This window comes from Roseovarius sp. B-10, assembly GCF_056859295.1.
In genome coordinates, this window is the sequence record NZ_JBSXOE010000040.1 from 1 (window position 1) to 12,116 (window position 12,116).

A 12,116-nucleotide genomic window follows, 5' to 3' on the forward strand; every position below is an offset into this window, starting at 1 on the left:
CCCATCAGGAAGATGAGCGACAGAATATGTGCCATTCGTGTCAGTCTGAAAAAACGCATGGGTCCCCGTGGCCTCGTATCGTCGTAAAAGAGCGCGATTGCCGCGAAAGATCAAGGATACATTTCGTTACAATAATCTCGCCCCTAAGGCCTTGGTTTATCTTGACCTTTCAGTGCAAGAACATAGCTATTCTCGATCAAATCATGACGTGTTGTGAGGCTGAATATGCGAAGTTTGCCAATGGTTTTGTGCGAAAGACACCGAGCCCTTTCAGCAGCAATGAGCGTCGCGGCAACGTTCAAAATCTCGCACATGCCGACGATGATCGAGAACTCGGGACAGCCAAACCCTGCCCATCGCATCACTTCGTCGCGCAACCCGTGTGATCGGCGAGATCCTTTCGGTGCGCCTGTTCCCGTCACTTGCAACATGGTCGGTCAAGCATGAGCAAACTCGGTTGGATGATCGCGGCTGTGCTGGTTGCGGGGGCAGGTGCGTTCGTTTGGCAGAGCACACGTACCGGGCCAGGCCCGACCGGGCACTCCATGACCCCGCCCAACACCTCGGACATCGCGGACGGCGCGGCCATCGTCGCGGTGAGCGTGCCGGACGACTTGTCGTCCCTGGCGCAAATGGGAGAGCGCGCCTTCAACGCGAAATGCGCGGCCTGTCACGGGGGCGATGCCGCAGGTCGCGAAGGGAAGGGCCCGCCCCTGGTGCACAAGATTTACGAACCCAGTCATCACTCGGACATGGCCTTCGTGATGGCGGCTAAGAGTGGTGTGAGGTCGCATCACTGGCGCTATGGAAACATGCCGCCGGTGGACGGCGTGACAAATGCCGACGTGAAGGCGATCACCGCCTATGTGCGCGCCCTTCAGAAGGAGAACGGAATTTTCTGATGGATTCGGCGCGACGCATGGGGGCGGCCCTGATCGCCTGGCTGGCCATACTTGCGACCTCCGTCGTCCTTCCAGGCGGAGCAGGGATGTATCTTGGGGCCATCGATGTCCAGCATGAGCAGCGTGCATCGGAATCCAGCGCTACTGTGCGTCACGAGCATGGCGAAGCTGACCGGTCAGAGGACTGTCATCCGGGCATGACCTGCTCATTATCCGCAATCGGCACCCAACGCAAAGATCCCGCCCGGACACAACGTGCTTCTGACCTGATGCCGGTCACGGTTGCCTGCGTGGCGGACCGGTTCACGCCGGTATACGATCCGCCGCCCCCACGACAGACGGTCTGATTTCAACCACTCAACACTACACTCGACCGACACAAGGAACTGATATGCAACCTTATCGAACAGCCATGGCAAGCGTCGCGTTTGCTCTTGCAACCTCAACCGCTTTCGCAGGGGCAGGCCACGACGGCGGTCACGGAGGTGAACACGCAGCCATGATGGGGCAGCCCGGCAACCCGGCAAAGGCGGATCGCATTGTCGAGGTCAGCATGACCGAGATGGCGTTTGAGCCATCAAACATTCAGGCTATGGAAGGGGAGACCATCACGTTCGTGGTCAGCAACGATGGCGAATTCGTGCATGAGTTCAACCTCGGCACTGAGAAAATGTGGCAAGGCCACATGGACGAAATGATGAAGATGATGGACACTGGCATGATGACGGTCGACGAGGTCAATCACGACAAGATGATGCAGGCCGGCATGATGCATGATGATGCCAACAGCGTCCTGCTGGAGCCTGGTCAAACCGCAAAAGTGACCTGGACGTTCGGCAAAAAGAGCGAGATCGGCTTTGCCTGCAACGTGCCCGGACACCGTGAATCCGGCATGGTCGGTGATATCACCTTCGTGAAGCAAGTACTTCCGTCCAGTTGATCATCGCATCCAGAGCAAAGACTCTCGGAGAAGGGCGCGGTCAGCGCCCTTCTCGGTTTTTTGGTGACAGCTATGAAAACCGCTTGTTATGCTTCTCAACCGGACCAAATTTTCTTTCATATCGGCATGATGTGATCGGCGCGACGGCGCGCGCGGGTTGGTTTCGCGCGGGCAGGCCCTGCGTGACAGTGCAATGCCGCCCCTCCCTCACTCTGCCGGGAACACCGGGCTGTCCTTGACGACGCCGTAGGCGAAGCTGGTGTCGATCGAGCCGATTCCGCCGATGCGCTGGAGCCGGGCGCGGATGAACGCCTCGTAGGCGTCGAGCGAGGCGACGACGACCCGAAGCTGGTAGTCGGTCTGGCCGGTCATGACGTGGCATTCGGTCACTTCCTCCATCCGGCCCACCTCGCGCTCGAAGGTCTGCACGGTGGTTTCGTCGTGGCGCTCCAGGCGGATACGCACGAAGGCGGTGATCGCGAGGCCGCAGGCGCGCGCGTCCACACGCGCGGCGTAGCCGCGGATCACGCCCGCCTTTTCGAGATTGCGCACCCGGCGCAGGCAGGGCGAGGGCGAGAGGCTGACCTGTGCGGCGAGGTCCTGGTTCGATATGCGCCCGTCGCGTTGCAGGGCGCGGATGATCTGGCGGTCCTTGTCGTCCATTTTGGGCCTCATGTTGGCATAGTATGCTAAAATACTGCGATAGATTGGGACACAAAGCAATCCGTGCCCCGATATGATGCGATATCCTGCCACAAACAGGAGATCAGACATGAGCAATTCCCAAGGCTTCGCCACCCGCGCCATCCATCTCGGGTACGACCCGCTTGACCACGAGGGCGCGCTGACGCCGCCGCTGCACCTGACCTCGACCTTTGCCTTCGAGTCGGCCGAGGCGGGGGGCGAGCTATTCGCCGGGGAGCGCGCGGGCCACGTCTATTCGCGCATCTCGAACCCCACGCTCGACCTGCTGGAGCGCCGCGCGGCCTCGCTCGAGGGGGCCGAGGCGGGGCTGGCGCTGGCCTCCGGGATGGGGGCGATCACGTCCGTCTTGTGGACGCTGCTGGCGCCCGGCGACGAGGTGATCGTGGACCAGACGCTCTACGGCTGCACGTTTGCGTTCATGCATCACGGGCTGCGCAAGTTCGGTATCACGGTGACCCATGTGGACATGACCGAGCCCGAGAACCTTCGCGCGGCGATCTCTGACCGCACCCGCGTGGTCTATTTCGAGACGCCCGCCAACCCCAACATGCGGCTGGTGGATATCGAGGCGGTGGCGGCCATCGCCCACGAGGGCGGCGCGCAGGTGGTGGTGGACAACACCTATGCCACCCCTTACCTGACGCGCCCGATCACGCTGGGTGCCGACCTGGTGGTGCATTCGGCGACCAAGTACCTGGGCGGGCATGGCGACCTGGTGGCCGGGCTGGTCGTGGGCCGTGCCGAGGCGATTGGCGAGATCCGGCTGGTGGGCATGAAGGACATGACCGGCGCGGTGATGGCACCGTTCAACGCGATGCTGGTGATGCGCGGGCTCAAGACGCTGTCGTTGCGGATGGAACGGCATTGCGCCAGCGCGCGCGTGGTGGCCGAGTGGCTGGAGGGGCACCCGGAGGTGGCGGCCGTGCATTACCCGGGGCTGGAGAGCTTTGGCCAGCACGCGCTGGCCTGCCGGCAGATGGCGCTGCCCGGCGCGATGATCGCCTTCGAGCTGACAGGCGGGCTGGAGGCCGGGCGCCGGATGATGAACGGGCTGCGGATGATCGCGCGCGCCGTGTCGCTGGGCGATGCCGAGACGCTGATCCAGCATCCCGCCTCGATGACGCATTCGACCTACAGCGCCGAGGAGCGCGCCGAGCACGGAATCAGCGACGGGCTGATCCGGCTGTCGGTGGGGCTTGAGGATGTTGCCGATATCCTCGACGATCTGGACGGGGCGCTGAGCCGTACCGTGCTCCGCGACACCGCCTGATATGTCCATGTCCAGCACGAAAGCATCCTGATGCCATTCCAGATTTCCATCGGTCCGAACCTGCGCAAATCGCCGTTCTTCGACGCCACCGTTCGAAGCGGGGTGCGGGGGTTCTCGGTCTACAATCACATGCTGATCCCCGGGCATTTCGGCGATCCCGATGCCGAGTATGACCGGCTGATGACCGGGGTGGCGATGTGGGACGTGGCGGCGCAGCGGCAGGTCGAACTGACCGGGCCGGATGCCGGGCGGCTGGCGCAGTACCTGACGCCGCGCGACCTGACGAAGACGCGGATCGGGCAGGGCCGTTACGTGCCGCTATGCGATCACGAGGGGTGGCTCATCAACGACCCGGTGCTGCTGAAGTTGGCCGAGGACCGGTATTGGCTGTCGGTCGCCGACAGCGACATTCACCTGTGGGCCGCGGCCATCGGGCGCGAGCGGCGCTGGGACGTGGCGGTGGGTGAGCCGGACGTGTCGCCGCTGGCGATCCAGGGGCCGAAGGCGGTGCTGGTGGCCGAGGCGCTGTTCGGTCCGCGCGTGCGGGACATGCGGTATTTCGGCTTCGAGGAAACCGAGCTGCACGGCATCCCGCTGCTCCTCGCGCGGTCGGGCTGGTCCAAGCAGGGCGGGTTCGAGCTGTATCTGAGGGATGGCGCGCGCGGTGGCGAGCTGTGGGACCTGGTGGCCGAGGCGGGCGCGCCCTGGGGGATCGGACCCGGGGCGCCCAACGATATCGAGCGGCTGGAAAGCGGGCTCGTTTCCTACGGGGCCGACATGCGCTGGCAGGGGGCGCGGGCGGACCCGTTCGAGATGGGGCTGGGCGCGCTGGTCGATCTGGCGGCGGGGCACGATTTCGTCGGTCGCGCGGCATTGGAGCGGATCGCGGCGCAGGGCCCGGCGCGCAGGCGCGTGGGGCTTGTGCTCGATGGCCGCCCGACGCCGCCGGGCCATCCAGTGCCGCTGATGTTGGGGGAGACGGATGTCGGGCGGGTTTGCGAGTTTGCGTTTTCCCGGCGCCTTGGGCGGACCATCGGTGTCGGGCTTGTACGGGCCGACCTGGCGCAGGATACGGCGGGGCTGACGGTTGCGCTGGAGGGCGGAACGGTGCCTGCGCGGATCGCGCCGTTGCCGTTCGCGGGCCAGTGAAAACAGGGGGATGGGACGCGCCATGACCGAGACAGAGACCGACCACCTCAAGACCGTCCAGCAGCGGCTGTTGTGGCTGTCGCACTGGATGATCCATCACGCCAACCACGTCCGGCCCAAGGTGGACGGGATCAAGACGGGCGGGCATCAGGCAAGTTCGGCGTCGATGGTGTCGATCATGACGGCGCTCTATTTCTCGACGCTGCGTCCCGAGGACCGGGTGGCGGTCAAGCCGCACGCCTCGCCGGTGTTTCACGCGATGCAATACCTGATGGGCAACCTCGACCGCGCGCGGATGGAGGCGTTTCGCGGCCTGGGCGGTGTGCAGAGCTATCCAAGCCGCACCAAGGACGTGGATGACGTGGATTTCTCCACCGGGTCGGTGGGCCTTGGCGTGGCGATCACGAGTTTTGCCGCGCTGGTGCAGGATTACATTACCGCCAAGGAGTGGGGGGCAGATGTGCCGCTCGGGCGCATGGTGGCGCTGGTGGGCGATGCGGAGCTGGACGAGGGCAATGTCTACGAGGCGTTGCAGGAGGGCTGGAAGAACGACCTGCGCAATTGCTGGTGGATCATCGACTACAACCGCCAATCGCTGGACGGGATCGTGCGCGAGCGGCTGTTCGAGCGGATCGAGAAGATTTTCGACGCCTTCGGCTGGGACGTGGTGCGGGTGAAATACGGCGCGCTGCAACGGGCGGCCTTTGCCGAACCGGGGGGCGAGGCGCTGCGCGACTGGATCGACCAATGCCCCAACGCGGAATATTCGGCGCTGACCTATATGGGCGGCGCGGTCTGGCGGCAGCGGCTGATGGACGACCTGGGCGATCAGGGCGAGGTGACCGCGCTGATCGAGCGGCGGAGCGACCGCGAACTGGCGGACCTGATGGAGAACCTTGGCGGCAATTGCGTGGCGACCATGGCCGAGACCTTCGCGAGCATCGACCACGACCGCCCGACCTGTTTTCTCGCCTACACGATCAAGGGCTGGGGCACGCCCATTGCCGGGCACAAGGACAACCACGGCGGGCTGATGACAAAGGCGCAGATGGCCGAGTGGCAGACGCACATGGGCATCCCCGAGGGGCAGGAATGGGACCGCTTTGCCGGGGTCGAAGATGTGGACAGCCTGCGCGCCTTTCTCGACGGTGTGCCGTTCTTTGCCAAGGGCGCGCGGCGGTATGGAGACGCACGGCTGGCGGTGCCCGAAGTTGCGGCGGTGACGGACCGCGAAATCTCGACGCAGATGGCATTCGGCAAGATGCTGGACGGATTGGCGCGGGGCGACAGTGCGCTCGCGGCGCGCATCCTGACCACCTCGCCGGACGTGACGGGCACCACCGGGCTGGGGCCGTGGGTCAACCGTCGCAAGCTGTTTTCGCGGACCGAGCAGCGCGATGCCTTTATCGAGCATCGCATCCCTTCGACCGCGAAATGGAATTTCTCGCCCGAGGGGCAGCACCTTGAGCTGGGCATCGCCGAGATGAACCTCTTTCTGCTTCTGGGGGCGGCGGGGCTGGCGCACAGCCTGTGGGGTCGACGGCTGATCCCCATCGGCACGGTCTATGATCCGTTCGTGCATCGCGGGCTCGATGCGCTCAATTACGCCTGTTATCAGGATGCGCGGTTCATCGTGGCCGGCACGCCATCGGGGGTGACGCTGGCGCCCGAGGGGGGTGCGCACCAATCGGTGGGCACGCCGCTGACGGGCATGGCGCAGGACGGGTTGGCGAGTTTCGAGCCCGCCTTTGCCGACGAGCTGGCGGTGATCCTGGAATGGGCCTTCGACTACTTGCAGCGCGATGGCGAGGGCGACAGGGGAGGGGGCGTGGACGAGCGGACGTGGCTGCGCGACGAGACCGGCGGCTCGGTCTACCTGCGGCTGAGCACCAAGCCGCTGGAACAGCCCGGCAAGCGCGCCGATGATGCGTTCCGGCAGGGCGCCATCGACGGGGCCTACTGGCTGCGCCCTCCGGGGCCGAATTGCGAGGTGGTGATCGCCTATCAGGGCGCGGTGGCCGACGAGGCAATCGCGGCGGCGGGGCTAGCGGGCGGTACGCGCCGCGACGTGGGTGTGCTGGCGGTGACCTCGGCGGACCGGCTCAACGCGGGCTGGACCGCGGCGCAGCGCGAGCGCGCGCGAGGCAACGCGGATGCGGTGAGCCATGCCGAGCGGCTGCTCGCCCCGCTGCCGCGGCACTGCACGCTGGTGACGGTGATCGACGGGCACCCCGCGACGCTGGCCTGGCTGGGGGCGGTGGCCGGGCACCGGACGATTTCCCACGGGGTGGAGCATTTCGGGCAGACGGGCACCATCGGCGATCTCTACCGGCATTTCCGTATCGACCGCGACGCCGTTGCCGCGTCGGCCACCGCGCGCTGAGCGGGCCGAATAGGGGCTTGTAACCTGCCGGGATCGGCGCGCAGTCTGGCGGGCAGGACCAAGCGGCAAGGGAGAGCGGGATGGATCTGGGTTTGCGGCCCGAGTGGCGGGCGCGTCTCGAGCAAGTGGCGGCGATGGTGCGCGACGAGATCGCGCCTTGCGAGGCGGAGTTCCACGCCGAGGTGGCGCGCGACGACCGCTGGGCGCTCAGCCCGCGGCAGGTGGAGATCCTCGACGGGCTGAAGGCGCAGGCGCGGGCCGAGGGGCTGTGGAACCTGTGGCTGACCGACGAGGGCGGGGCCGGGCTGCGCACCGTGGACTATGCCTATTTCGCCGAAGTCATGGGCCGCAGCCCGCTGGCGCCGGAGGTGTTCAACTGCAACGCGCCCGACACCGGCAACATGGAGGTGTTTCACCGTTATGGCAGCGCCGAGATGAAGGCGCGGTGGCTGAAACCGCTGATGGAGGGGGAAATCCGTTCGGCCTACCTGATGACCGAACCGGAGGTGGCAAGCTCTGACGCGACCAACATCGCCATGTCCTGCGTGCGCGAGGGGGACGAATACGTGCTCGACGGCGAGAAGTGGTGGGCCACGGGCGCGGGCGATCCGCGCTGTGCCGTCTATATCGTGATGGTGCGGACCGGCGGCGACGACCTGCCGAAGCATCAGCGTCACGCGATGATCGTGGTGCCCGCCGACAGCCCCGGCATCGAGGTGCTGCGCGCGATGGAGGTCTACGGCCATGACGACGCGCCGCACGGGCACATGCATATCCGGTTTACCGGGGTGCGGGTGCCGGCGGAGAACCTGCTGCTGGGCGAGGGGCGCGGCTTCGAGATCGCGCAAGGCAGGCTGGGGCCGGGGCGCATCCACCACTGCATGAGGGCCATCGGCATGGCCGAGGCGGCGCTGGAGATGATGTGCCGCCGCGGCCTCGAGCGGGAGGCGTTCGGCAAGCCGTTGGCGCAACTGGGGGCGAATCACGACATCATCGCCGAGTGCCGGATGGAGATCGAGCAGGCGCGGCTCTTGTGCCTCAAGGCCGCCTGGATGATGGATCAGGGCGACGCGCGCGCCGCCGCACCGTGGATTCACCAGATCAAGGTGGTCGCGCCGCGCGTGGCGCTGAAGGTGGTGGACGAGGCGGTGCAGTTGTTCGGCGCGCAGGGCATCAGCCAGGATGTGCCGCTTTCGGCGATGTGGACGCATCTGCGCACGTTGCGCCTGGCCGACGGGCCGGACGCGGTCCACCGGCGGCAGGTGGCGCGGGCGGAACTGCGGCGGCACACGCAGGAGAAGGTGTGAACGGGGCGCGGCCCGGGTGGGGGCGCTGCCCCCACACCCCCGGGATATTTCCGGCAAGATGAAGCCAAGGGGGCGCATTCGCGCACAGGTATGTCTGCGCCAGAGCACCGGCCTCACGATGTGGTGACCGGCGGGGCGGTTACATGGCGCGCGGCCCCTGATTAGCTATGGCGTGAGCATAATCAAAGGAGGCTTACATGACTGCCGAATTCAAGATCACCACTGCCCCGGTGAGCGACGATGCCGCTAAAGGCGCGGCCAAGGAGATGCTGGACGGCGCGCGCGCCAAGCTCGGTTTCGTGCCGAACATGTATCGCGGCATGGCGATCAATCCGGGGCTGCTGAGTACCTATCTGCACGGCTATGCGCATTTCCGAGAGCAGGGCAATTTCACGCCGCCGGAGCAGGAGGTCGTGTTCCTGGCCATCTCGCTCGCCAATGGCTGCGACTATTGCACCGCCGCGCACTCGATGCTGGCGGTGAATGTCTCGAAGCTGTCGGAGGCGCACACGCAGGCGCTGCGCGACGGCAAGCCGCTCGATGATGCCAAGCTGGAAGCGCTGCGTCGCTTTACCCATCACATGTGGGAGACGCGCGGCCTGCCGACGAAGGCCGAGGCCGAGGCGTTCAAGGCCGCGGGATATTCGGATATCCACGTGCTGGAGATCATCCTCGCGATGTCCGTGAAGACGATCAGCAACTATGCGAACCACGTGAATCACACGCAGGTGGACGACGCCTTCGCCGCCTTCGCGGTGGACAAGACGGTGGCGGCGGCCTGAGCCGCGCCTAGCTATTGCGCCCCTGCGCGTCGGGGGCGCAAAACATCTCGTACAGGACGCCGAGCAGGCGTTCGGCGCGCGCGTCGGCAAGGCTGTAGTAGATGATCTTGCCGTCGCGGCGCGTGCGTACCAGGCCCTCGTGGCGCAGCCGCGCGAGCTGTTGCGAGACGGCCGCCTGTCGCGCGCCGAGGAGGGCCTCGAGCTCTGAGACGGATTTCTCGCCGGTGACGAGGTAGCACAGGATCATCAGTCGCCCCTCGTGGCCGAGCGCGCGCAGGAATTCAGCCGCGTCGGTGGCGTTCTGCTGCATTTGCGCCAGGTCGGCGCTGTCGGGGGTGGTCGTGAGCATGTGCCATTGCTCCTTTTCGCTCAATCTAGGGCGATTTCGCGCGCGCGGCAATTGCCAAACCCGTGATCGCGGGGGGTGTGCCCGGAGCGGGCCCAGACTTTTGCGCAACACGGCGTCGAATCGCGCGCGCGCCCTTGCAGGGGGTGGGGCGCGCCACTAAGACTCCGTTAGCACGCCGTCGGTTACGATCGGCGAAACCTATTGGCGCGGACAGGACGGCCGGGCCGCAACAGCAGGCGGGACAGGATGAAAGACCCTTTCGAGACATACATGAACACGCTCGTGCCCATGGTGGTCGAGCAGACCAGCCGGGGCGAACGCGCCTACGACATCTTCTCGCGGCTCCTGAAGGAGCGGATCATCTTTCTCAGCGGGCCGGTGCATGATGGCATGTCGAGCCTGATCGTGGCGCAGCTTCTGCACCTCGAGGCGGAGAATCCGTCCAAGGAAATCAGTATGTACATCAACAGCCCCGGCGGCGTGGTGACGAGCGGGCTGTCGATCTACGACACCATCCAGTACATCAAGCCCAAGGTCAGCACGCTGGTCATCGGACAGGCGGCGAGCATGGGGTCGCTGCTGCTCACCGCGGGCGAGCCGGGGATGCGGTTTTCGCTGCCCAACAGCCGGATCATGGTGCACCAGCCCTCGGGCGGCTACCAGGGGCAGGCCACCGACATCATGATTCACGCCAAGGAAACGCAGAAGCTCAAGGACCGGCTTAACGAGATCTATGTCCGCCATACCGGGCAGGATATCGAAACCGTCGAGGCGGCGCTGGAGCGCGACAATTTCATGTCGCCCGAAGAGGCGAAGGAATGGGGCCTCATCGACGAGATCGTGACCAACCGTAACAAGCCCGGCGACGGCGATGACGCCAAATGAGGCGATGAATGAACGGTGATCGCCCGTGCGCGGGCGGTCGAGAAAATCGCATTGTGGTGCTATCCACCCTGACTTAAGCTGGTGGAACGAACGAGACGAGACGACGCGCATGCCGCCCGACCGGCGGCGCTGAAAGGAAAGCCATGGCGAACAATTCCGGCGACAGCAAGAACACGCTCTATTGCAGTTTTTGCGGAAAGAGCCAGCACGAGGTGCGCAAGCTGATCGCAGGGCCCACGGTATTCATCTGCGATGAATGCGTGGAACTGTGCATGGACATCATCCGCGAGGAGACCAAGAGCGCGGGGCTCAAGGCGACCGACGGCGTGCCCACGCCGCACGACATCGCCAAGGTGCTCGACGATTACGTGATCGGCCAGGCGATGGCCAAGCGCGTGCTCTCGGTGGCGGTGCACAACCACTACAAGCGGCTCAACAACTCCGGCAAGAGCGATATCGAGCTCAACAAGTCGAACATCCTGCTGATCGGCCCGACCGGCTGTGGCAAGACGCTGCTGGCGCAGACGCTGGCGCGCATTCTCGACGTGCCGTTCACGATGGCCGATGCCACCACGCTGACCGAAGCCGGCTATGTCGGCGAGGACGTGGAGAACATCATCCTCAAGCTGTTGCAGTCGAGCGAGTACAATGTCGAGCGCGCGCAGCGCGGCATCGTCTATATCGACGAGGTCGACAAGATCACCCGCAAGTCCGAGAACCCGTCGATCACCCGCGACGTCAGTGGCGAGGGCGTGCAGCAGGCGCTGCTGAAGCTGATGGAAGGCACCGTGGCGAGCGTGCCGCCGCAGGGCGGGCGCAAGCATCCGCAGCAGGAATTCCTGCAGGTGGACACCACCAACATCCTGTTCATCTGCGGCGGGGCATTCGCCGGGCTCGACAAGATTATCTCGCAGCGCGGCAAGGGCAGCGCGATGGGCTTTGGCGCCGATGTGCGCGACGAGGACGAGCGCGGCATCGGCGAGGTCCTGTCGTCGCTGGAGCCGGAGGATTTGCTCAAGTTCGGGCTGATCCCGGAATTCGTCGGCCGCCTGCCGGTGCTGGCGACGCTGGAGGATCTCGACGAGGAGGCGCTCGTCACCATCCTGACCGAGCCAAAGAACGCGCTGATCAAGCAGTATCAGCGCCTGTTCGAGCTGGAGAACGCGACGCTGACCTTTACCGACGATGCGCTCAAGGCGATCGCCAAGCGCGCCATCGCCCGCAAGACCGGGGCGCGGGGGCTGCGCTCGATCCTTGAGGATATCCTGCTCGATACGATGTTCGACCTGCCCAGCCTCGAGAATGTCGAGGAAGTGGTGGTCAACGAGGAGGCGGCGACATCGGACGCCGCGCCGTTGATCATCTATGCCGAGACCAAGGGCAAGAAGGGCGGCGCGAGCGCCGGCTGAGTAGTCACGCCTATGGAAAGAGGCCCGCGCCGGAA

Annotated in this window: 12 protein-coding genes; 9 read left to right on the forward strand and 3 right to left on the reverse strand. The window is 65.4% G+C overall.

Annotated features, from left to right (window positions below; genetic code table 11):
• Positions 1 to 143: 143 nt before the first annotated feature.
• Positions 144 to 431, reverse strand: a complete 288-nt coding sequence (locus tag AC13D8_RS16250) for a hypothetical protein (protein ID WP_482969701.1) — start codon at positions 429 to 431, stop codon at positions 144 to 146.
• A gap of 12 nt (positions 432 to 443) precedes the next feature.
• On the opposite strand from AC13D8_RS16250, the gene AC13D8_RS16255 reads away from it, so the two are divergent.
• Together AC13D8_RS16255 and AC13D8_RS16260 are read left to right on the forward strand one after the other, a co-directional pair.
• Positions 444 to 902, forward strand: a complete 459-nt coding sequence (locus tag AC13D8_RS16255; RefSeq protein WP_482969702.1) for a c-type cytochrome — start codon at positions 444 to 446, stop codon at positions 900 to 902.
• A 412-nt stretch (positions 903 to 1,314) separates the two neighbouring features.
• Entirely contained in the window at positions 1,315 to 1,842 is a 528-nt protein-coding gene (locus AC13D8_RS16260; protein ID WP_482969703.1) for a cupredoxin domain-containing protein, read from the forward strand.
• A gap of 207 nt (positions 1,843 to 2,049) precedes the next feature.
• Here the strand turns inward: AC13D8_RS16260 and AC13D8_RS16265 are convergent, their stop codons facing one another.
• A complete protein-coding gene (locus tag AC13D8_RS16265) occupies positions 2,050 to 2,505 on the reverse strand; it encodes an Lrp/AsnC family transcriptional regulator (RefSeq protein WP_482969704.1) in 456 nt (151 codons plus the stop codon).
• A 109-nt stretch (positions 2,506 to 2,614) separates the two neighbouring features.
• On the opposite strand from AC13D8_RS16265, the gene AC13D8_RS16270 reads away from it, so the two are divergent.
• The 5 genes from AC13D8_RS16270 (at position 2,615) to AC13D8_RS16290 (ending at position 9,438) form a co-directional block, all read left to right on the forward strand.
• On the forward strand, positions 2,615 to 3,817 hold the full coding sequence (locus AC13D8_RS16270) for a methionine gamma-lyase (protein WP_482969705.1): 1,203 nt from the start codon (positions 2,615 to 2,617) through the stop codon (positions 3,815 to 3,817).
• 30 nt (positions 3,818 to 3,847) lie between these two features.
• Complete coding sequence (locus AC13D8_RS16275) at positions 3,848 to 4,966, forward strand: glycine cleavage T C-terminal barrel domain-containing protein (protein ID WP_482969706.1); 1,119 nt, start codon at positions 3,848 to 3,850, stop codon at positions 4,964 to 4,966.
• Positions 4,967 to 4,988: 22 nt separating this feature from the next.
• Positions 4,989 to 7,349, forward strand: a complete 2,361-nt coding sequence (locus tag AC13D8_RS16280; RefSeq protein ID WP_482969707.1) for a 1-deoxy-D-xylulose-5-phosphate synthase N-terminal domain-containing protein — start codon at positions 4,989 to 4,991, stop codon at positions 7,347 to 7,349.
• An 80-nt stretch (positions 7,350 to 7,429) separates the two neighbouring features.
• A complete protein-coding gene (locus tag AC13D8_RS16285) occupies positions 7,430 to 8,656 on the forward strand; it encodes an acyl-CoA dehydrogenase family protein (RefSeq protein WP_482969708.1) in 1,227 nt (408 codons plus the stop codon).
• Positions 8,657 to 8,853: 197 nt separating this feature from the next.
• Entirely contained in the window at positions 8,854 to 9,438 is a 585-nt protein-coding gene (locus tag AC13D8_RS16290) for a carboxymuconolactone decarboxylase family protein (protein ID WP_482969709.1), read from the forward strand.
• A 7-nt stretch (positions 9,439 to 9,445) separates the two neighbouring features.
• On the opposite strand, the gene AC13D8_RS16295 is transcribed toward AC13D8_RS16290, so the two are convergent.
• Positions 9,446 to 9,787 carry an ArsR/SmtB family transcription factor gene (locus tag AC13D8_RS16295; RefSeq protein WP_482969710.1) on the reverse strand — a complete coding sequence of 114 codons (342 nt, stop codon included), beginning with the start codon at positions 9,785 to 9,787 and terminating at the stop codon, positions 9,446 to 9,448.
• Between the two features lie 246 nt (positions 9,788 to 10,033).
• Between AC13D8_RS16295 and AC13D8_RS16300 the strand changes: the two genes are divergently transcribed.
• Positions 10,034 to 10,672, forward strand: coding sequence for an ATP-dependent Clp protease proteolytic subunit (locus AC13D8_RS16300; RefSeq protein WP_129432009.1), 639 nt, complete (start codon positions 10,034 to 10,036; stop codon positions 10,670 to 10,672).
• 143 nt (positions 10,673 to 10,815) lie between these two features.
• The gene (gene clpX / locus AC13D8_RS16305; RefSeq protein ID WP_129432010.1) at positions 10,816 to 12,081 is read left to right on the forward strand and encodes an ATP-dependent Clp protease ATP-binding subunit ClpX; all 1,266 of its coding nucleotides are present in this window, start codon (positions 10,816 to 10,818) and stop codon (positions 12,079 to 12,081) included.
• Positions 12,082 to 12,116: the final 35 nt, after the last annotated feature.